Source organism: Streptomyces sp. NPDC007264 (assembly GCF_042869095.1).
In the GTDB taxonomy this organism is placed as follows: domain Bacteria; phylum Actinomycetota; class Actinomycetes; order Streptomycetales; family Streptomycetaceae; genus Streptomyces.
Window position 1 is genome coordinate 490,943 of the sequence record NZ_JBIAFD010000002.1, and the last position, 21,420, is coordinate 512,362.

12 protein-coding genes are annotated in these 21,420 nt (G+C 69.4%); 2 read left to right on the forward strand and 10 right to left on the reverse strand.

What is annotated here, in order from left to right:
- Nucleotides 1–167: 167 nt before the first annotated feature.
- The 6 genes from ACFYMU_RS04955 to ngcE form a co-directional block, all read right to left on the reverse strand.
- On the reverse strand, nt 168–1,265 hold the full coding sequence (locus ACFYMU_RS04955; protein WP_388368008.1) for a substrate-binding domain-containing protein: 1,098 nt from the start codon (nt 1,263–1,265) through the stop codon (nt 168–170).
- A gap of 133 nt (nt 1,266–1,398) precedes the next feature.
- The gene (locus ACFYMU_RS04960) at nt 1,399–2,598 is read right to left on the reverse strand and encodes an ROK family protein (protein ID WP_388367873.1); all 1,200 of its coding nucleotides are present in this window, start codon (nt 2,596–2,598) and stop codon (nt 1,399–1,401) included.
- 435 nt (nt 2,599–3,033) lie between these two features.
- Entirely contained in the window at nt 3,034–3,327 is a 294-nt protein-coding gene (locus tag ACFYMU_RS04965; RefSeq protein WP_388367876.1) for a hypothetical protein, read from the reverse strand.
- A 95-nt stretch (nt 3,328–3,422) separates the two neighbouring features.
- On the reverse strand, nt 3,423–4,358 hold the full coding sequence (locus ACFYMU_RS04970) for a carbohydrate ABC transporter permease (protein WP_388367879.1): 936 nt from the start codon (nt 4,356–4,358) through the stop codon (nt 3,423–3,425).
- Nucleotides 4,359–4,373: 15 nt separating this feature from the next.
- Entirely contained in the window at nt 4,374–5,309 is a 936-nt protein-coding gene (locus ACFYMU_RS04975; protein WP_388367882.1) for a carbohydrate ABC transporter permease, read from the reverse strand.
- A 76-nt stretch (nt 5,310–5,385) separates the two neighbouring features.
- Entirely contained in the window at nt 5,386–6,834 is a 1,449-nt protein-coding gene (ngcE, locus tag ACFYMU_RS04980; protein WP_388367885.1) for an N-acetylglucosamine/diacetylchitobiose ABC transporter substrate-binding protein, read from the reverse strand.
- A gap of 462 nt (nt 6,835–7,296) precedes the next feature.
- Between ngcE and ACFYMU_RS04985 the strand changes: the two genes are divergently transcribed.
- Nucleotides 7,297–11,100 (forward strand): GH92 family glycosyl hydrolase, encoded by a 3,804-nt coding sequence (locus ACFYMU_RS04985; protein ID WP_388367888.1) that lies wholly within the window; start codon nt 7,297–7,299, stop codon nt 11,098–11,100.
- Nucleotides 11,101–11,181: 81 nt separating this feature from the next.
- Here ACFYMU_RS04985 and ACFYMU_RS04990 read toward each other — a convergent pair whose 3' ends face one another.
- Nucleotides 11,182–14,454, reverse strand: coding sequence for a GH92 family glycosyl hydrolase (locus ACFYMU_RS04990; RefSeq protein ID WP_388367891.1), 3,273 nt, complete (start codon nt 14,452–14,454; stop codon nt 11,182–11,184).
- Between the two features lie 801 nt (nt 14,455–15,255).
- On the opposite strand from ACFYMU_RS04990, the gene ACFYMU_RS04995 reads away from it, so the two are divergent.
- Complete coding sequence (locus tag ACFYMU_RS04995; protein WP_388367894.1) at nt 15,256–15,603, forward strand: hypothetical protein; 348 nt, start codon at nt 15,256–15,258, stop codon at nt 15,601–15,603.
- Nucleotides 15,604–15,651: 48 nt separating this feature from the next.
- On the opposite strand, the gene ACFYMU_RS05000 is transcribed toward ACFYMU_RS04995, so the two are convergent.
- From ACFYMU_RS05000 to acnA, 3 genes are all read right to left on the reverse strand, one after another.
- On the reverse strand, nt 15,652–17,622 hold the full coding sequence (locus ACFYMU_RS05000; RefSeq protein WP_388367896.1) for a hypothetical protein: 1,971 nt from the start codon (nt 17,620–17,622) through the stop codon (nt 15,652–15,654).
- Entirely contained in the window at nt 17,619–18,527 is a 909-nt protein-coding gene (locus ACFYMU_RS05005) for a hypothetical protein (RefSeq protein WP_388367899.1), read from the reverse strand. Before ACFYMU_RS05005 ends, ACFYMU_RS05000 begins: the two co-directional genes overlap by 4 nt.
- Before the next feature lie 127 nt (nt 18,528–18,654).
- Nucleotides 18,655–21,369 carry an aconitate hydratase AcnA gene (gene acnA, locus ACFYMU_RS05010; RefSeq protein WP_388367901.1) on the reverse strand — a complete coding sequence of 905 codons (2,715 nt, stop codon included), beginning with the start codon at nt 21,367–21,369 and terminating at the stop codon, nt 18,655–18,657.
- Between the last annotated feature and the right edge of the window lie 51 nt (nt 21,370–21,420).

Consider the following 21,420-nt stretch of genomic DNA (forward strand, 5'->3'; position numbering starts at 1 on the left):
CCTGACCCGGCGGAAGGTTGTGACAAGAAGTTTGGGAGTGTTCCGTCCGGCGCCCCGCACGAGCTTGCGGGGCTGGTGAACACGGGGCGCCGGACGAGCCTTCGCGCGTCGGCCCCGTACGGAGATTCAAGGGCGAATTCACGTACGGGGAAAGGACGCGTAGCGGATTACTTGAGGCCGATCTTGTCGCAGGCCGCCTTGTACTGGGCGGTGCAGATGTCGGGGATCGTGTAGACGCCGTCCTTGATGACGGTGTCCTTGATGTTGTCCTTGGTCAGCGACTGGACCGGGACCAGGACCGACGGGATCTGCTTGTTGGTCGGGCTGTCGACCTTGTCCTTCGCTATCGAGTCGAGGGACTTGCCCTGGGCGAGCGCGACGGCCATCTCGGCGGCGGCGTCCGCCTCCGGGATGTACGGCTTGTAGACGCTCATGTACTGGTCGCCGGTGACGATGCGCTGCACACCCGCGAGCTCCGCGTCCTGGCCGGTGACCGGGACCTTGATGCCCGCGGCCTTCAGGGCGGTGATGATACCGCCGGCCATGCCGTCGTTGGCGGAGTAGACGCCGACGATGTTGTTCTTGCCGAGGGCGGAGATGGCGCCTTCCATGTTGGCGTTGGCGTTCTCCGGCTTCCACTCCTTGGTGTCGTACTCCTTGCCGACGTTGACCTTGCCGTCGAGCACGGCGTGGGCGCCCTGCTTGAACTGGGCGGCGTTCGGGTCGGTGGAGGACCCGTTCATCATCACGATCTTGCCGGACTTGGCCTTGGAGCCGAGGGCCGTGAGGAGGGCCTCGCCCTGCGTCTTGCCGACGGTGACGTTGTCGAACGAGGTGTAGGCGTCGATCGGGCCCTGGGCGAGGCGGTCGTAGGCGACGACCGGGATGCCGGCGTCCTTGGCCTTCTGCACCGAGCCCCTGATGGCCGCGGCGTCGACCGCGTCCACGATCAGAACGTCCACCTTGTTCGTGATCATGGATTCGACCTGCTGGCTCTGCGTGGTCGCGTCCTGCTTGGCGTTGGCGTAGACGACCTCGCCCTTGTTGTTCGTCAGCTCCTTGATCTTCTTCTCGATCAGCGGGCGGTCGAACTTCTCGTAGCGGGCCGTCTGGTTCTCGGGAAGGAGCAGACCGACCTTGATGTCGTCGCCCTTCTTCTTGGCGCCCGAGGACGGGGAGTCCCCACCGGACTCCTTGGCGCTGCCACAGGCAGCCAGCGTGACGGCCATCGCGCCCGCGGCAACGGCAACGGCGGCACGACGCATGCGCTTGTTCACTTCACAAACCTCCCTGACGAGGCCGCGTCGTTGCGGCCGAGGTGGCTGGAAGTCAACTCGGCCACACGTGCGACGTCAAGAAGTAAATCCTTAACGAGATGGCAACGGTGCCATCCGTTCTCTAAGTGAAGACAGGGGCCGCCACGGGAAGCGTGCCGTCCAAAAGGGTCGAATCGCCCATCTCGCTGAGTGCGAGAGCAAGCGCTCCGAGCACCTCCGCACGGCCTCCGAGCGCCCCTGGCAACACCGAGAGCTGACGTGCGGCACTGGGGATCGCGTACCGGCCGACCGACTCCCTGATGGGCCCCAGAACCAGTTCCCCGGCCTCGGCGAGATCACCGCCCAGGACCACTCGGCTGGGGTTCAGCAGATTGCAGAGGTTGGCGACTCCACTGCCGATGTGACGGCCGACGTCGGCGATCACCCGACGGCAGCCCGGATCACCGTCCCGCGCCAGCCTGACCACGCCCTCCATGGTCAGATCCGTGCCGTGGCTGGACTGGAGCAAGGGCAGGACGTAGCGCGCGGCCGCGAAGGTCTCCAGACAGCCCCGGTTGCCGCAGCGGCACACGGGGCCCGATTCATCAAGAGTAATATGCCCGATTTCTCCCGCGGTGCCACCGGGCCCGCGGTAGATCTTGCCGTCGATCACCAGTCCGGCGCCGACACCGCTCGCGACCTTGATGTACGCCAGGTCCTTGACCCCGCGGCCGCTGCCCCAGACCAGTTCGCCGAGGGCACCCAGGTTGGCGTCGTTGTCCACGTACACCGGCACGCCGAGCCGCCCCCGCAGCTCCTCGGCGGGCTTGGCGCCGGTCCAGCCCGGCAGGATGGCGGTGGAGCCCAGGGTGCCCGACTCCACGTCGATCGGACCGGGCACACCGAGACCCACACCCGCGATCTTCGACCGATCCACGCCGGTGGCCTCGATCAGCCTGCTGACCAGTTCTTCCGCCCGGTCGAAGCCCTGCGCCGCGGAGGCGTCCACATCCAGCGGCTCGGACTCCTCGGCGAGCACCTGATGCGCGAGGTTCCCGATCGCGACGCGCAAATGGGTGTGGCCGAAGTCGACACCGATGACGATGCCGGCGTCGCCGCTGAGGGAGACGCTGCGCGCCCTGCGGCCGCCCGCCGACGTGGGCGTGACCTCGACGGTCCCGCCTTCCTTCAGTTCCCGCACGATGTTGGAGACCGTGGCCGCGGACAGGCCCGTCGCCCTCGCGATCTCCGCCTGTGTGAGCGACCCGGCGAGCCGCACCGCACGCACGACGCGCTCCAGATTTGCTCGGTGCAGCGACGACTGCGACCCCGGAGTCTCCATCGACCCATCCACTCCTGCCTCCAGCACCGGCGGCCTCGATGCCGCCCGTGTGACCCGGATCACGGCAACGAACCCGGGTCACTTACAAGTTATGAACTCCAAGCTCCGCTGAACGGGTTACCACAGTCAAGTCCTTGACGGAAATCGAGGAGGAACCGGGACGCGATCACGCGAATGTCGGCGCCGGCCCCGTTCATCGCCGCGTGCGCCGAAAGGACACCGGCGGGGGGATCGCATGGTCGTCCGAGCTCGCCGGGGGCTGGCGGGGGCGCCGTCGCGCCGACTCCTGCGCCGGCCGTCGACCCCAAGGTCCGAAGGCCCGACGCCCCCAAGGCTTGAAGGCCCGAAGGCCCGAAGATCTCAAGGTCCGAAGGTCCGAAGGCCCCAAGGCCACAAGGCCACAAGGCCACAAGGCCCCAAGGCCACAAGGCCGGTCTATCTGACCGGGCCTTCGTCCTCTCCCGGCTGCTCCTCGGGCATGTCCAGGATGGCCTCTCGGGTGTACCGAGGATGCCCCGGCGGCGGGGCCGCCCCGGGGGCCATGAGCTCGGTGAGGAGCCCGTTCAGGTCGTCCGTGGAGAGCGCCAGGCCCAGCGTCTGCACGATGCGCAGCGCACAGTCCCGGACGGACTGGGAGTCCGTGCCGGGCGCCGCCGTGCCCCTGATCTCGTCGCACACGCGGCTCAGCTGCTCAGGGCTGATCGTCGGCCGGCCCACCGGTTGCCCCATGGCGTGCTCCTCCTGGACGAGCGGGCCCGTTGCGCCCGCTCTTCCAGAAAGCGCCGAACGCCTCCCGGCGGCAACCGGAGAGAGCGAACGCGCGGCTACTTCAGTGTCGCCGAGGTCAGACCGGCCTGCACCTGGCGCTGGAAGGACAGGTAGACCACCAGCATCGGGATCATCGCGATGGTCACGCCCGCAAACAGCACGGGCAGGTCGGAGGCGTATCCCTGCTGCTGCTGGAGCTGGATGAGGCCCTGGGTGAGGACATAGCGCTCCGGGTCCGAGCCGCTCTGCGGCTGCATCAGGACCGTCGGCAGGATGAACTGGTTCCACTGACCCAGCGTGTTGAAGATCCCGACGCTGATGAGACCCGGCTTCGCCATCGGTAGCATCACCTGGAAGAAGGTCCGGGTGTGCGAGGCCCCGTCCAGGACGGCCGCCTCGAAGACCGCCGTCGGCAGCGTCCGGAAGAAGGCGTGCATGAAGAACACCGTGAACGGCATCGAGTACGCGACGTAGACCAGGATCAGCCCCTGGTAGGTGTTCAGCATGTCCAGCCGCTTGACCATGAAGAACAGCGGGACCAGGGCGAGGAACACGGGGAACATCGCGCCCGCGACGAAGAAGTAGTAAAGGAGCCGGTTGCCCCAGAACCGGTAGCGGGCGAGCACGTACGCGGCCATCGAGCCGAACAGCATGGTCAGCGGCACGGAGAACGCCAGCACGATGACTGTGTTCAAGAAGTAGTCACCGATGCCCTTGTCCCAGGCGCGCCGGAACACGTCGAAGGACCAGGCGTGCGGCCAGCCGAAGGCCGAGCCGCCGATCTGCGCGTCGGTCTTGAACGAGCTGATCACCAGCCACAGCAGCGGCAGCACGATCAGCAGGGCCCACAGGGCGAGGAAGCCGTGCGAGAAGGCGTTCAGGACGACGCCCTCGCTGCGCCGGTCACCGGGGCGGACGGGGGCCTTGCCGGCCGAGGGCCGGCGGGGGACGGTGCCGCCGGTGGCGGGCGTTTCCTTCAGGGGTGCGCTCATCGTCGTCTCTCCCGCTCAGAACTCGATGCGCTCGCGGCGGGTGGCGCGCAGCGTGACCACGGACAGGATCAGGGTGAGCAGCAGCATGACGACGCCCATGGCGCAGGCGTAGCCGCTCTTCCCGAAGTAGAGGAAGTTGCGCATCATCACGGTGGACATGACATCGCTGTGGTGATCGGGTCCGCCTCCGTAGGCACCCATGTTCTGGGTCATGGAGGAGACCAGGACGAACATGTCCATCGCCACGATGCCCAGGTACACCCACGCCGTCTGCACGGTGTCCCACAGCAGCGGCAGGGTGATGCGGAAGAAGGACTGGGAGCGGCTCGCGCCGTCGATGAGGGCCGCCTCGTAGACGTCCCTGGGGATGGACTGCATGGCGGCCGAGAACAGCACCAGGTAGAAGCCGACGCCGTGCCACACCACGACCAGGATCAGCGCCCACAGCACCATGTTCGGCTCGTTGAGCCATTCGACGGGACTGTTCGCGTCGACCAGGCCGAGTTTGATCAGAAAGCCGTTGAGCAGGCCCCCGCCGTCACTGCGGTAGACCGCGTTGAACAGCACGGCCAGAATCGCCAGCGACAGGACCTGCGGAAAAAAGTAGATGATCTTGTAGAGCTTGGATCCGGCGACGCCCTGGACACCGCCGGCCCGGCTGCGCCCGCCCGCGTTCACCATGAAGGCGAAGAACAGGGCGAGCAGAATGGTGATCACCGGGATGAAGATCAGGAACAGGATGTTGTGCCAGATGGCCTGGAGGAAGACATCGTCCTGGAAGAGCGCCCGATAGTTGTCCAGGCCCACGAACTTGAAGGTCTGCGACTGCCCCTTCCAGTCGGTCAGCGAATAGCCGAACGTCTGGATGTACGGCCAGATGACGAAGATCAGGTAGAGCGCCACGGGCACGAAGAGAAATCCCGCGACGAACCTGTACTGCCCTTTGCGCATGGCGTTCCTGCCCCTGGTGTGCCCTTCCGGGCCGGACGCTCACGTCCGGCCCGGAACGCGGTCGGTCGAGCGAGCCTCAGTCGTGGTGGTTCTTCTTGCTGGCCGGGTCCTTGGCCTGCTTGTCGACCGCGGCCTGGCAGCGCTTCAGCCACTCCTTGGGCTGGATGCGCTTGGCCATCAGCTCGTTGGACGCGTTCTGGAGAGCGGTGTCCATCTCGCTGTACCAGTCGGGGTAGAGGTAGCGGAAGGTGTGGGAACCCGCGGCCTTGGACGCCACGACCGTGGACTGCGTGCCCGGGCGCAGTGTCACGCTGGAGTCGACGCCGTCCTTGAGGATGGTCAGCGAGTTGGCCTGCTTGGCGAACAGCGTCGACCACTCCTTGGAGAGCATGTGGCGCATGAACTCCTTGGCCGCGGGGAGGTTCTTCGCCTTCGCGGGGATGATGAAGGGCTCGCCGGAGCCGGCGCGGATCGCCTCGAAGGGCATCGTGCTGCCGGACAGCAGCGGCATCGGCAGGAACGTCATGTCGAAGTCGGACGGCGTCTGCTTGAGCTGCTCGTTCTCCAGCCAGGAGCCGCAGGTGATGAAGGCGGCCTTGTACTGGTTCCAGCGGGTCTGCGACTCGGTGTGGGTGAGGCCGTTGGTGCCGGGCATCAACAGGCCCTTCTCCACCACCTCGTAGATCGCCTCGGCGGCCGCCTGCGCGGCGTCGGATCCGACGAACGCCTTCGGGTCGAGGTTGTCGATCGCCTTGACGGCGTCCATGCCGCCCTTCTTGGCGATCAGGTCCATGATGGCGACGTTGATGTAGTACGGGTACTTGCCCTGGTGGGCGAGGCCGCCGATGCCCTGCGACTTGGCGTCCTTGCAGATGGCGAGGAAGTCGTCCCAGGTCTTGGGCGCCGTCCAGCCCTTCTCCTTGAAGAGCTTGCCGGAGTACCACAGCCCCCACACCGTGTAGATGTAGTTCAGGGCGACGACCTTGCCCTCCTGGACGCCCGGGTCGAGGGTGCCGGGGATGAGGGTGTCGCGGACCTTCTTGGCCGGGTCGTCGACGGACGGCGCGTCGAGGACGTCGGCGAGGTCCAGCAGCTGGCCGTTCTTGTACAGCACGTCGACCTTGATCTGCTGGGCGCCGGAGTCGTCCACGATGTCCGGCGGGTTGCCGGCGTTGAAGCGCGGCTGCAGCTTGCCGGTGATCTCCTGGGTGCCGGTGTGGGTCGAGGTGATACCGAGCTTCTTCTGGTAGTCGCCCTCCCACGCCTTGGCGTAGTCGTCGCCGTAACCGCCCTTGAAGATGACGACGTCGAGCTTGCCCCCCTTCACCACACCGAAGGGGTTCGTCTTCGACGTCTTCCCCTGGGTCCCGTTGGTGCTCGAGCCGTCGTCCCCGCCCCCGCTGGCACACGCCGACAGGAAGCTCATCGTGGGGACGGAGATCAGACCGAGCGCCGCGGACCGCTTGATCAGATCGCGGCGGCCTACGCCCTCGGGGGTGGTGTTCGCTCCGGAAGTGGATCCCATGCTCAAGTCCTCGCCTTCTCCAGGACTCAGGCGGTGAACCGGATCCTCCCGGCACCGCGGTGATGGTGAAGCTGGGGTCGTGCACGAGGGATTCGGTGGTACGGCAACGGCAGCCGGTCGTGCCCGAAACGGTGCGCCGCCTCCCGAATTCCCCCCGGTCGTGCCTTGTCCGCAGCCGTCGTACGACTTGGTGACGGCTGTCCGGACGCCGACAGGTATAGTCCACTTCCCGCCAACGGAGCAAGATCGAACGCAAGGTTGGCGGTTTGCTTTTCCGAGTTGAGACCTCGCGGAAATACGGGATGCCAGTACGACCCCCGAACGGGATATCCACCGCATAGAGCCCGAATGCCACGCTCAACACCCTTGACATCCCTGGCCACTTGAGCACCTACTGGTCCTTGCGCGACGAACTGACAACGTTGTCCATTTTCTCTTACGGCGCAGGGAGGGTGCTCGCGCATGCAGCACAGAACTCGGCACAGATGGTCTCCTGCGGCGGTCGTGGCAACGGCCGCCTTCGCATTGCTGGCGGCCGGGCAGGGCGCGGCAGTGGGGCTGCCCGCCCAAGCGGCGGCCGCCGACCGGGAGTTCGCTTCCTCGTTCGAGCCGGACGATCCGGCCCCGACATGGCTGAACACGGTGGACACGACCGCGGACGGCACGAAGCGGGCATCCGGCGTGGACGGAGGGTACACCACGGGCATTCCGGGCAATGTGACCGACGAGGTCACCGACGTCCGGGCCAGCTCGGAGAACACGGGCGCCGGCGAGGTCAAGGAGAACCTGGTCGACGGCGAGCCCGGCACCAAGTGGCTGACCTTCGCACCCACGGGCTGGGTGGAGTTCGACCTGGACACGTCGGTCAGGATCGTGAGGTACGCGCTCACGTCGGCCAACGACTACGCGGAGCGGGACCCGGCCGACTGGACGCTCCAGGGCTCGACGGACGGCAAGGACTGGAAGACGCTCGACACGCGCTCCGGCGACTCGTTCGGGGAGCGTTTCCAGACGAAAACTTATGATCTAGCCGAACCAGCCCAGTACGCCCACTTCCGGATCGATTTCACCAAGAACCACGGCGCGGACATACTCCAGCTCGCCGACGTGCAGTTCTCCACGGGCGACAGCTCCGAGCCCGCGCCCAAGGACATGCGCTCACTGGTGGACCGCGGACCGAGCGGTTCCCCCACCGCCAAGGCGGGCGCCGGTTTCACCGGCAGGCGGGCGCTGCGGTACGCGGGAACGCACCAGGCGGACGGACGGGCCTACTCGTACAACAAGATCTTCGACGTGAACGTGGGGGTCACGCGGGACACCCGGCTGTCGTACCGGGTCTTCCCGTCGATGGCGGACGGGGACCGCGACTACGACGCCACGAACGTCTCCGTGGACCTGGCCTTCACCGACGGCACCTATCTCAGCGGCCTCGGAGCGCTGGACCAGCACGGCTTCCCGCTGAACCCGCGGGGGCAGGGCGCGTCGAAGGCGCTGTACACCAACCAGTGGAACAACGTGGTCTCGCGGATCGGCTCGGTCGCGGCCGGCAAGACCGTGGACCGGATCCTGGTGGCGTACGACTCGCCGAAGGGGCCGGCGCGGTTCCGGGGCTGGCTCGACGACATCTCCCTGAAGGCCGTGCCGCCGGAGCGGCCCGCGGCGCATCTGTCCGACTACGCGCTGACGACCCGCGGCACCAACTCCAGCGGCTCCTTCTCGCGCGGCAACACCTTCCCGGCCACGGCGCTGCCGCATGGCTTCAACTTCTGGACACCGGTGACCAACGCGGGCTCGCTGAACTGGCTGTACGAGTACGCACGGGCCAACAACTCGGACAATCTGCCCACCATACAGGCGTTCAGCGCGAGCCATGAGCCGAGCCCGTGGATGGGTGACCGGCAGACGTTCCAGCTGATGCCGTCGGCCGCGACCGGCACCCCGGACACCGGCCGAGCCGCGCGAGCGCTGCCGTTCCGGCACGAGAACGAGACCGCGCGCCCGTACTACTACGGCGTGACCTTCGAGAACGGCCTCAAGGCGGAGATGACGCCGACGGACCACGCGGCGGTGCTGCGCTTCACCTATCCCGGCGACGACGCGAGCGTCCTGTTCGACAATGTCACGGAGCAGGCCGGGCTCACCCTCGACAAGGAGCACGGGATCGTCACCGGCTTCTCGGACGTGAAGTCCGGGCTGTCGACCGGGGCGACCCGGCTGTTCGTCTACGGCGTCTTCGACGCCCCCGTGACGGACGGCGCGTCCTCGGGGGTCAAGGGGTATCTGCGGTTCCGGCCGGGCGCCGACCACACCGTGACCCTCCGGCTCGCCACCTCGCTCATCGGCATCGACCAGGCCGAGGACAATCTGCGCCAGGAGATCCCGGAGGGGACGTCCTTCGACACGGTCAGGGCGCACGCTCAGCGCGCCTGGGACCGGCTGCTGGGGCGGATCGAGGTGGAGGGCGCCACGGCCGACCAGCTCACCACGCTGTACTCCTCGCTCTACCGGCTGTACCTGTACCCCAACTCGGGCTTCGAGAAGGTGGGATCGGCGTACCGGTACGCGTCCCCCTTCTCCCCGATGACGGGCCCGGACACACCGACCCACACCGGGGCGAAGATCGTCGACGGCAAGGTGTACGTCAACAACGGGTTCTGGGACACCTACCGCACGACCTGGCCCGCCTACTCCTTCCTCACCCCCGGGCAGGCGGGGGAGATGGTCGACGGGTTCGTGCAGCAGTACAAGGACGGCGGCTGGACCTCGCGCTGGTCCTCGCCCGGCTACGCGGACCTGATGACGGGCACCTCGTCGGACGTGGCGTTCGCGGACGCCTATGTGAAGGGCGTGAAGTTCGACGCCGAGGCCGCCTACGACGCGGCGGTGAAGAACGCGACGGTCGACCCGCCGTCGTCCGGGGTAGGCCGCAAGGGCATGGCCTCCTCGCCGTTCCTCGGCTACACGAGCACCGACACCGGCGAGGGCCTGTCCTGGGCGATGGAGGGCTACGTCAACGACTACGGCATCGCCAGGATGGGGCAGGCGCTGTACGAGAAGACCGGCGCGCAGCGCTACAAGGAGGAGTCGGCGTACTTCCTCAACCGCGCCCGGGACTACGTCAACCTCTTCGACGCGAAGGCCGGCTTCTTCCAGGGCCGTGACGGCCGGGGCGACTGGCGGGTGGACTCGTCGGCGTACGACCCGCGCGTGTGGGGCTACGACTACACGGAGACGAACGGCTGGGGCTACGCCTTCACGGCCCCGCAGGACAGCCGGGGCCTGGCCAACCTGTACGGCGGCCGCGCCGGGCTGGCGGACAAGCTCGACCGGTACTTCGCGACGCCGGAGACGGCCTCGCCGGAGTTCGTGGGCTCCTACGGCGGCGTCATCCACGAGATGACGGAGGCGCGTGACGTCCGGCTGGGCATGTACGGGCACTCCAACCAGGTCGCCCACCATGTGATCTACATGTACGACGCCGCCGGTCAGCCGTGGAAGGCCCAGGCGACGGTCCGCGAGGCCCTCTCCCGTCTGTACACCGGCAGCGAGATCGGACAGGGCTACCACGGCGACGAGGACAACGGCGAGCAGTCGGCCTGGTACGTGTTCTCGGCGCTGGGCTTCTACCCGCTGGTGATGGGCAGTGGCGAGTACGCCGTCGGATCGCCGCTGTTCACCAAGGCGACGGTGCACCTGGAGAACGGCAGGGACCTGGTGATCAAGGCCCCGCGGAACAGCGCGCGCAACGTCTACGTCCAGGGCCTGAAGGTCGACGGCCACCGGTGGACGTCGACGGCGCTGCCGCACGCGCTGCTCGCCCGTGGCGGGGTGCTGGAGTTCGACATGGGTCCGCGGCCGTCCGCCTGGGGCACGGGGAAGAACGCGGCACCGACGTCGATCACGCGGGACGACAAGGTGCCCTCGCCGCGCGCCGACGTGCTCCGGGGTGACGGCCCCCTCGTCGACGACACGTCGGCGACGGACGCGACCGTGACGAGCGTGGACCTGCCGGTCACGGACCGCACGAAGGCCGTGCAGTACACCCTGACGTCCTCGGCGGACCACACGAAGGCACCGACCGGCTGGACCCTCGAGGCGTCCCAGGACGGCACGCACTGGAGGACCGTGGACCGCCGCTCGGACGAACCCTTCACCTGGGACCGGCAGACACGGGTGTTCTCCGTCCCGCACCCCGGCGCGTACGCGCACTACCGCCTGGTCCTGAACGCGGAGTCGACCCTGGCGGAGGTGGAGTTGCTGGCCTGACGGCCCGGCGGACGACAAGGGCGGGCGCGGAGATCCCTCCGCGCCCGCCCGCTTGTGCGCGCCCGCCGCCCGGGCCGCCGCTCAGCCCACCGCGACGGTGAACACGTGCAGGTCCGCGTCGTCCGGCAGCGTCACGCTCCTGATCGTCCTTCCGGACGGCGCCTCGTACGGCTTCGTGGCGAAGACGTAGGTCGCCACCGGGTCCTTGTCGGCGCCCGCGACATTGCGGTACGCCGTCCTGGCGACGACCTCGTTGCCGTACTGGACCGTGCCGGAGCCGCCGCCGACCGTCCAGTCGGTGAAGGAGAGGTCGACCGTGTCCGTCGTGCCGTCGGTGTATGTCACGGTCGCCTTCGTCCGCTGGTTGCCGTTGACCGCGCTGCCGATGAAGCTCAATCTCGCTGCGGGCGTGGGCAGTTCGATGGTCTGACCCGCCGCCGACACATTGTCCGGGCGGGCCGGCGGGGAGCCGGGCCAGGTGAAGGCCAGTCCGGACACGGTGCCCTGGCCGCCCGCCGTCAGGCCCGCGTCCGCCAGGGCCTGGCGCGAGTAGCTCCAGCCGCCGCCGTCGTAGTCGGCCTCGTCGTGGTCCCCCTCGTCGTCCGAGACGCCCGTGTTGTTGTACGCGGCCAGGAGCGTGCCGGGGGCCGCGACGGTCAGCGCCACCGGCTGTGTGTACGAACTGTCGCCCGAGGTCACGGTGACCTCCGCCGCGTAGAAGCCCTGCGGGGCGGCCCGGCCGGCGGTCAGGGTGATCTTCTGGGCGCCGTCCGTGACGGTGCCCGCCGCGGGGCTCGCCGTCACCCCGTCGGGGGTACGGACCGTGTACCGCACCTCGGGGCCCGTGCCGCCGCTCAACGCCAGCGCGCGGATGTCGATCTCGGTGCTGCCGCCGGGCGCGAGGGTCGCCGTGGTCGGTCCCACGCCGATCTGGTACGGCTGCTCACCCTCCCGGAACGACGGGGGCGCGTCGGCGGGGTCCGTGCCCCAGCCGCGGTCCGGGGCCGCGGACAGGACGTAGTCCAGCCGTCCGCCGTCCCGCACGAAGGAGGCGGGCAGCCAGGGGCGACGGCTGGGACGGCCGTCGACCGTCAGCGACCGCACGTACGGGGACGCCGTCCCGGCGCCCTCGGCCCGTATCTCGATGTCGTTGCCGTGCGGGCGGTCGATCGTCACGCGCGGGAAGAGCGGGGAGCCCAGCACGAGTTCGGCCCGGGACGGCACCTGCGGGTACATGCCCAGCGCGGAGAAGACGTACCAGGACGACATGGCACCGAGGTCGTCGTTGCCCGGGATGCCCTCGGGCTTCGTCGACCAGAGCGCGGTCATCGCCGCCCGTACCGTCTCCTGCGCCTTGTGGGGCGCGCCCGCGTAGTCGTACAGGTAGGGCACGTTGATCGACGGTTCGTTGTCCAGCTCCGACTTGTCGCCGCCGCTGCCGGTGAACGCCCAGCCGCCGTCGGCGTCGTGGAAGAAGGCGTCGAGGCGGGCCCGTGCCCGGTCCCTGCCCCCCATCGCCGCGAACAGGCCCGCGGGGTTGTGCTGCACCATCCAGGTGTACTGGGCGGCCGTCCCCTCCACGAAGCCGTTGCCGGTCGCCGGGGTGAAGCCCGTGACCCAGCTGCCGTCCGCCTTGCGGTTGGCGATGTAGCCGCCGCCGGGATCGGCCGCGAGGTCGAAGTTGTTCTGCCACCACTGGGAGCGGCGGACGAAGGCCGCCGCGGTGTCCCTCTCCCCCGCCGCCGAGGCCAGCTGGGCGAGCGAGAAGTCGGCCGCGGACATCTCCAGGGTCTCGGCGGCGCCGCCCCAGGCGTTGGAGACCGACGGCATGTAGTGGTGCGCCAGGTACCTGTCCAGGGACGGGCGCTGACCCACCGACAGCACCGGTTTGCCGGCCGCCGACAGGTCCTGCTGCGTGGGGACGGTCGCCGCCTTCACCAGCGACGCCAGCGCGCCGCGCAGGTCGAAGCCGGTGCCGCCGAAGGCGCGGATGCCGGCGAGGACGGTGGGCGAGGGGTCGCCGTTCATGACGTGCGTGCCGCTCGCGCCGTGCAGCCAGCGGTCCCAGGCTCCCCCGTTCTGCCGGGCCAGCTCGTACAGCGACTGCGCGATGTCGGAGCCGGTGTCCGGGCTCAGCAGGGTCAGCAGCTGCACCTGGTCGCGATAGACGTCCCAGCCGGAGACGGTGCCGTACTGGGCCCGGTGGCCGCGGCGCACGCGGTGGACCCGGCCGTCGCTGCCGCGGTAGCGGCCGTCCGCGTCGCTGATCACGTTCGGGTGCAGCAGGGCGTGGTAGAGGGCGGTGTAGAAGGTGGTGCGCTCCTCGTCGGTGCCGCCGCCCACCCGGATCGCGGCCAGCCGGTGGCGCCAGGCGCGACGGGCGGCGTCCCGGACGGACGCGAAGGACCGTCCGTCCGGGTTCTCGGCCCTGAGATTGGCCTCCGCGGCCGCCTGGCTGACGTAGGAGATGCCGACCTTGACGTTCACGGGGCCCGCGCCCGGCGCGAACCGGACGTAGCCGCCCGCTCCCTTGCCCGCGACGGGCATGCCGCCGTGCGAGAAGCCGCCGGTGTCACCGCTCGCCCGGGTCGACCCCGGGCTCAGCCTGTCGTCCTGCCAGGTGCCGGTGGCCGCGAAGGCGCGGTCGAAGCGGGCCGTGAAGTGGAGGGTGTAGTAGCTGCGCCGGCCCTCGGGATCGAGGTAGCCGCAGAAGTTGCCGGACGTGACCGACCCGGAGACCGTGCGGGAGGCCGGGTCGATGGTGAGGGTGGAATCCGTCGACCCCACCTCGGAGTTGGCGGTGCGGATGAGCAGCGAGGCGGGCTTGTCGTCGGGAAAGGTGAAGCGGCCCGACCCCGTGCGCGCGGTCGCCGTCAGGTCGGCCGTGACCCCGGAGGACAGGCCCACCTTGTAGTGGCCGGGTTCGGCGGTCTCGTCGGCGTGCGTGAAGTCGGCCGCGTACACGGCGTCCTTGGTGTCGCTCGCCGGGGAGGAGGTCACCTCGCCCGCGTACGGGAAGAACGGGATGTCGCCGCTGCCGCCCGCGCAGCCGGTGCCGGACATGTGGGTGAGGCTGAAGCCGCGGATGCGGGTGGCGTCGTACTGGTAGCCGCCCGGCGCCGCCGTTCTCGTCGCGTCGCCCCGGGTGTTCTCGGGGCTCCAGGAGAGCATGCCGAACGGGACGACGGCGCCCGGGAAGACGTTGCCGCCGTTCCTGGTGCCGATGAGCGGGTCGACGTAGACGGTGGGATCCCGGACCAGGCCGGGCGGAGCGGTGCCCGCGGCGAGCGCGGGAGTGGCGCCGCCGACCGCCAGGGCGGCGGCCAGCAGCAGGGACGTCGGACGGAAGCGCATGACGCGGCCCCTCCTCCTTCGGACGGGTCGCGCGCCACGGGTCGCACAAGCCGCAGGGACAGTAGCGTGCGCCCCCCGCGGCGCGGAAGACCTCCGGCCTGCGGGCGGCCCGGCCCGTACCCGGCGGCCCGGCCCGTACCCGGCGGTCCGGGAAACCGTGCGGTGGGTCAGCCGTGCGGGCGAACACCCTTGACATCGTTGTCCGTTGAAGGGGTACAGTCATCCACAGACCACGGTCCGACAACGTTGTCGCGTCCCACCGGTCGCCCACAAGCCATGTTCCATCCGTTCCGGCCCCCTCCCCCGTGGGCCGGAACGACTCGCGGACCGGGTGGCACCACACCGCCACCCGGTCCGCCCCGAGCGCCCCGAGCGCCCCGACCCGCCTGGCCGGGAAGGCCGGTGGCCGGACGGTCACCCGCATCCCGGACGACCCGTCCGGACGTCGCGCTCCCGCCCCGGCTCCAGCGCTCCGTTCCCGTGCTCCGCGAGAAGGGGTGCCGGACGGGAGCGCGCCCGCGCGATCCGGGCAGGTTCCGGTCCACCGGGACCGCGAGCCAATGGGAGCGCTCCCATCCGCTGTGTGAAGCTAGCGCGCACCGCCCTCCCTGTAAACGCCTGCCGCACAAGAGAGCGGCGGAGGCGTCGTGTTCGCCCCCACCCGAGGCACGCGCAGGGGGAGGGTCACGGGACGTCACCCGTGGGGGCGGTGTCGGCCGCCCGCTGCGGCGCACGGGGCAACCCGAGTGCTCTCGTGGTCATCTACCCGTACGAACGCAACGACCGGTGAGAGGGCGGGCTGTGCACGGTTCCGGCGCGGACGGCGGCCACGACAAGGGCACCGCCGCTTCCCGGTGGGCGGGCGCGGTGGCGAACCTGCTGATCGGGGCGGTCGCGATCGTCCCGGGCGTGTGTGCCCGGTGGCTGCTGAGCCGCTACGTACTGGCCGGCTGTGCCAAGGGGTCGCCCGACAACACGGTCGGCATGGCGCTGGGCGCGGTGCTGGGCGGCGCGTTCGTCCTCGGGATGGCGCTGGTGGTGAATGTCCTCGTGCCCTGGCAGGAGGGCAGGCCGCTGGGCCAGTACCTCCGTCTGACGCCCCTGATCCCCGCGCCGTTCGCGATCGCTCAGGCGGCCGGGTGGATCTGAGGAGTGCCGGGACGCCGTCCCTGCACTCCCCTCGCCCTCGGTGTCCGCCTACCTCTCGGCGTCCCCGTCCTTGTCCTCCTCGTAGTACTCGTGCTCGTAGTCGTCGAGATGGTCGTAGAGCTCGTCGACCAGAGGTGAGTGGTCGGCCCACCACGGTGTCCGGCGCCTGCCCGAGCCGCCCCTGACCAGTGCGGGATCGACGGCCTCCATCCAGGGGGCGGCCGCGCCCTCCTCCAGTTCCTCCATGTCGAGGTCGGCGAGCGGGCTGATCCTGGGGACGGGGATCGTCACCTGCTGGTGCTTCACCATCCAGGTGTTGCGGAAGAAGTCGAACTGCAGGTGGTGACAGCCGTCCGTCTCGGAGAAGACGATCGGCGGGACAAGGAAGTGTGCCGCGCCGACCGTGGCCGCCACATCGATGTAGTTGCCCGGATCTCCGCCCGCGTTCCAGCACGCGGCGAAGTTCACGGGGGTGAGCGACTCCTTGCCCAGCACGTGGATCTGGTTGCCCCGGATCACGAACTTCTCCGGGTCGAGCACCACGTCCTCGCCGAGCATCAGGACCGGCGCGGGCAGGATGTGCGCCTTCGCGAAGCTCTGCGCGCGCTCGTTCAGGTCGACGATCTCGGCCAGGCGCGTGGGGTCGAACTGGACGTAGCCGTGGAAGGGGCAGCACACGTCGTCCGTCAGCTCCGACTCGGGGAAGAGGACGGACTTGTCGAACGGGGCTACGGCGGATCCGCCTCCTCCGCCCTCGCTCCTCTCCTTGAGGAAGGCGGGTATCCACGTGTCGTCCTCGGCCTCGATCACGTCCGATGCGCACAGGTCGCGGAAGGCCGTGCCACCGAGCTTGCAGTTGAAGTAGTCCAGCAGCGTGATCGCGGCGCACTCGGCGAGCGAGAGCGTGTCGCTCTCGGCGAACCAGAAGTCGTAGCCGTTCGCGACGAAGTGCACGCCGCGGAACTGCTTGTGGACGTACGGCTCGCGCGCGGGGCGGTGGGAGAGGCCGTGCCAGTGCGCGGCGGCGACCTGGTTGTAGTAGGCGTCGGCGTGGCGGGCGAGGTCGGGGGCGAAGACGCTCTCACCGGTCAGGTAGCACGCCTTGCTGAACAGCGCGCCGATCTGCGGGTCGTGGGCGGCCTCGGGGTCCTCGGCGAAGACGAGTTCGGTGCGCAGGAAGACCTTGCGCCCGTCGCGGAAGGGCGCGCCCTCGTGCTCGTAGCGCTGGTCGAAGATCACGCAGGTGAAGCTTTCGATGTCCTCGATCGCCGTGCCCCCGACGAGGTCGAGCGCGGGCTCACCGGAGCCGCCGGTGAGGTAGAGGAGCACCGTGTAGCGGGAGACGTGCCCTCGGGCCGCGTCGTAGTAGGGCGTGTCGCGGTGGCGGTGGAAGTTGTCGTCGCCGGGCTCGAAGCGGTTGCAGCGGAACACCGGGTTCACGTGCGAGAAGCCGTCGAGCAGCCGCCTCGGCATCGCCTCGGCCACCGCCTTGGTGAGCGCCTCGGCGAGCAGTGCCGAGTGGAAGACGAAGCGTTCGCCGCCGCGCGTGGCGGCGTTGAGCGGCGGGACGTACAGGTCGAGCGCCTCGAGACCTTCCAGACGGGCGCGGTCGGCGTCCGGGAGCCGCAGCCCCGCAGCGTAGACGCCCTTGGCGAGCTCCGCCGGCTCGGTCAGCCCGAGGTGCAGCGGGCTGTCCTCGAACCAGCGGTCGAGCGGCACGATGTTCTCGAAGGTGCGGAACGACAGCTCACGTGGATCCGCGAAGACGGCGGCCAGGTGGGGTGCCGATTCGCTGGGCCGCGAGAACCGCCCGCGCACCCCCTCGTCGATGCGCTCGGCGTCGACGAAGCGCACCGCCTTGAAACGCGCGGTGGGGTGCCAGGAGATCGCGAGTCCGTCCAGGGTCGCGACCGGCTCGGTGTCGGTGGCGTCGACCTCGGCGCGGTAGCGGGCGATCTCGTCCGCGGAGGCCCGGCCGTTCGACAGGGCGAAGAAGCGGTCACGGAGTTCGGTGCTCATACGCTCCTCCAGAAGCTGCGCAGGGCCGTGGGAAGCTGCGACGCGTGCGCCAGTCTCTCCACGCCGGCGTCGGAGACGTCCCGGCGGTGGAGCAGCAGGCGCCCGAGCGAGCCGGCGAACGGGGCCTCGATCAGGGCCTGTGCCCCCTCGGCGCCGATCCGGTTGTACCTCAGGTCGAGCTCCTCCAGCCGCTCGAACCGCGCCAGCGCGCGCACTCCGGTGGCGGTGAGCCGGTTGGACTGGAGGTGCAGGCAGCGGACGTTGCGGAAGGCCGGGGAGGCGCCGAGGGCCGCCAGGCCGGCGTCGCCGATGCCGCAGTAACGCAGGTCGAGCGTCTCGATCCGCCCGTTCGAGGACGCGGCGGCCAGCGCCTCGGCGCCGGGATCGCCGATGCGCAGGTACGGGAGGCGAAGTGCGGTCAGATCGCCGAAGTCGAGGTCCGCCATGGCGCCGGCGTCGTGGGGCGGCGGCGGCAGCGGCACGCCGTCCTCGTCCCAGTCGGGCTCGTCGTTGTAGTACTCCTCGTCCGCCTCCTGCGCCTCGTCGCCCGGCCGGATGAGCAATCCGGTGACAAAGCGGCCCCGCAGGGCCTGTCGGATCAGCGGGGGCGCCTGCTCGGACCATGCGACGGCGACCTCGACGGCGAATCCGTGCCGGCGCGCCCGGACGGTCACCGGGGACGGCAGCTCCGCGTCCCAGGCGGGACCGTGCTCCGCCACCAGCAGATCGATCCGGCGCTCGAGCCCGTCCCGGTCCGCGGGTCTCGCATGGGCGTGGCGTTGCTCGAGGTGGATCAACTCGCCCCGGGCATCGCCCTGTTCCCGCAGCCAGCCGCCGTAGGCGCCCCAGGAGACCTCATCTCCGGGGCGCTCACGCAGCGTTCGTTCCAAGGCCGTGACGTCCATGCGAGCCACTCTAGGAACGGCCACTGACAATCGGGCCGACGGCTCGCTCCGCCCTTCCCGGGTCCGGAACGGCAGCGGGCCGCGGCCCCGTCGCCGGGGTCGCGGCCCAACCGCCGTACCTGATCTTCTACTTGCGGATCAGGCTGCGCAGCACGTACTGCATGATGCCGCCGTTGCGGTAGTAGTCGGCCTCACCGGGGGTGTCGATGCGGACGACCGCGTCGAACTCCACGCCCGTGTCGGTGGTGACCTTGACCGTGCGCGGGGTGGTGCCGTTGTTGAGCTCCTCCACGCCGGTGAAGGAGAAGGTCTCCTCACCGGTCAGGCCGAGGGATCCGGCCGAGGCGCCCTCCGGGAACTGCAGCGGCAGGACGCCCATGCCGATGAGGTTCGAGCGGTGGATGCGCTCGTACGACTCGGCGATGACGGCCTTGACGCCGAGGAGGGCCGTGCCCTTGGCGGCCCAGTCGCGGGACGAACCGGAGCCGTACTCCTTGCCGGCCAGGACGACCAGCGGGATGCCCTGCTCGATGTAGTTGCGCGAGGCGTCGTAGATGAAGGAGACCGGGGCGCCCTCCTGCGTGAAGTCACGCGTGTAGCCGCCCTCGGTGCCCGGCGCGATCTGGTTGCGCAGGCGGATGTTGGCGAACGTACCGCGGATCATGACCTCGTGGTTGCCGCGGCGGGAGCCGTAGCTGTTGAAGTCGCGGCGCTCGACACCGTGCTCGGTGAGGTACTGGCCCGCCGGGGTGTCGGCCTTGATCGCACCGGCCGGGGAGATGTGGTCGGTGGTGACCGAGTCGCCCAGCTTGGCGAGCACCCGGGCGCCGGTGATGTCGGAGACCGGCTCCGGGTCCATGCCCATGCCCTCGAAGTACGGGGGCTTGCGGACGTACGTCGACTCCGCGTCCCACTCGAAGGTGTTGCCGGTCGGGATCGGCAGCGCCTGCCACTGGGCGTCGCCCGCGAAGACGTCGGAGTAGGACTTGTTGAACATGTCCTCGCCGATGGCGCTCGCCACGACCTCGTTGACCTCGGCCTCGGAGGGCCAGATGTCCTTCAGGAAGACCGGGTTGCCGTCCTGGTCGGTGCCCAGGGCGTCCTTGGTGATGTCCACCTTCATGGAGCCGGCGATGGCGTAGGCGACGACCAGCGGCGGCGACGCCAGGTAGTTCATCTTGACGTCGGGGTTGATGCGGCCCTCGAAGTTCCGGTTGCCGGACAGGACCGAGGTGACGGCGAGGTCGTGGTCGTTGACGGCCTTGGAGACCTCCTCCGGCAGCGGGCCGGAGTTGCCGATGCAGGTGGTGCAGCCGTAGCCGACGAGGTTGAAGCCCACCTTGTCGAGGTACGGGGTCAGGCCCGCCTTGTCGAAGTAGTCGGTGACGACCTTGGAGCCCGGGGCCAGGGTGGTCTTGACCCACGGCTTGCGGGTCAGGCCCTTCTCCACGGCCTTCTTCGCGACGAGCGCGGCGGCGACCATGACGTACGGGTTGGAGGTGTTGGTGCAGGAGGTGATGGCCGCGACCGTCACCGCACCGTGGTCCAGCTCGTAGGTCGTGCCGTCGGGGGCGGTGACCGGGACCGGGTTGGTCGGGACGCCGTTGTGGACGGCGGGGGCGTCGGAAGCCGGGAAGGACTCCTTGCCCGCCTCGTCGACGATGTCGACGTAGTTGCGTACGTCCGTCTTGAACTGCTCGGCGGCGGCGGCGAGGACGATACGGTCCTGCGGGCGCTTCGGGCCGGCGATGGACGGGACGACGGTGGACAGGTCCAGCTCGAGCTTCTCGGAGAAGTCCGGCTCGGCCTTCGGGTCCAGCCACAGGCCCTGCTCCTTGGCGTACGCCTCGACGAGCGCGACCTGCTGCTCGGAGCGGCCGGTGAGCCTGAGGTAGTTCAGGGTCTCGTCGTCGATCGGGAAGATCGCGGCGGTGGAGCCGAACTCCGGCGACATGTTGCCGATGGTGGCGCGGTTGGCGAGGGAGGTGGCGGACACGCCCTCGCCGTAGAACTCGACGAACTTGCCGACCACACCGTGCTTGCGGAGCATCTCGGTGATGGTGAGGACGAGGTCCGTGGCGGTGGTGCCGGCGGGCAGCTCGCCGGTGAGCTTGAAGCCGACGACCCGCGGGATGAGCATCGAGACCGGCTGGCCGAGCATCGCGGCCTCGGCCTCGATGCCGCCGACGCCCCAGCCCAGCACGCCGAGGCCGTTGACCATGGTGGTGTGCGAGTCGGTGCCGACCAGGGTGTCGGGGTACGCCTGGCCGTTCCGGACCATGACCGTACGGGCCAGGTGCTCGATGTTCACCTGGTGCACGATGCCGGTGCCCGGCGGGACGACCTTGAACTCGTCGAAGGCGGTCTGGCCCCAGCGCAGGAACTGGTAGCGCTCCTTGTTGCGGCCGTACTCCAGCTCGACGTTCGCCTTGAAGGCGTCGCTCGTGCCGAACTTGTCGGCGATGACGGAGTGGTCGATGACCAGCTCGGCCGGGGCCAGCGGGTTGATCTTCGCCGGGTCGCCGCCGAGCTCCTTGACGGCCTCGCGCATGGTGGCGAGGTCGACGACACAGGGCACGCCGGTGAAGTCCTGCATGATCACGCGGGCCGGCGTGAACTGGATCTCCTGCGACGGCTGGGCCTGGGAGTCCCAGTCGCCGAGGGCGCGGATGTGGTCGGCGGTGATGTTCGCGCCGTCCTCGGTGCGGAGCAGGTTCTCCAGCAGGACCTTGAGGCTGTACGGCAGGCGGGCCGAGCCCTCCACCTTGTCCAGCCGGAAGATCTCGTACGACTCGTCGCCCACCTGCAGCGTGCTGCGGGCGTCGAAGCTGTTCGCCGACACGACAGTCTCCTTCATTGATGTGCGCGTACCACCGCAATCCTGCCGCCACGA

Coding starts and splice junctions, on each gene's coding strand:
- ACFYMU_RS04955 (WP_388368008.1), bottom strand. CDS start 1,265: ATGCGTCGTGCCGCCGTTGCCGTTGCCGCGGGCGCGATGGCCGTCACG.
- ACFYMU_RS04960 (WP_388367873.1), bottom strand. CDS start 2,598: ATGGAGACTCCGGGGTCGCAGTCGTCGCTGCACCGAGCAAATCTGGAG.
- ACFYMU_RS04965 (WP_388367876.1), bottom strand. CDS start 3,327: ATGGGGCAACCGGTGGGCCGGCCGACGATCAGCCCTGAGCAGCTGAGC.
- ACFYMU_RS04970 (WP_388367879.1), bottom strand. CDS start 4,358: ATGAGCGCACCCCTGAAGGAAACGCCCGCCACCGGCGGCACCGTCCCC.
- ACFYMU_RS04975 (WP_388367882.1), bottom strand. CDS start 5,309: ATGCGCAAAGGGCAGTACAGGTTCGTCGCGGGATTTCTCTTCGTGCCC.
- ngcE (WP_388367885.1), bottom strand. CDS start 6,834: ATGGGATCCACTTCCGGAGCGAACACCACCCCCGAGGGCGTAGGCCGC.
- ACFYMU_RS04985 (WP_388367888.1), top strand. CDS start 7,297: ATGCAGCACAGAACTCGGCACAGATGGTCTCCTGCGGCGGTCGTGGCA.
- ACFYMU_RS04990 (WP_388367891.1), bottom strand. CDS start 14,454: ATGCGCTTCCGTCCGACGTCCCTGCTGCTGGCCGCCGCCCTGGCGGTC.
- ACFYMU_RS05000 (WP_388367896.1), bottom strand. CDS start 17,622: ATGAGCACCGAACTCCGTGACCGCTTCTTCGCCCTGTCGAACGGCCGG.
- ACFYMU_RS05005 (WP_388367899.1), bottom strand. CDS start 18,527: ATGGACGTCACGGCCTTGGAACGAACGCTGCGTGAGCGCCCCGGAGAT.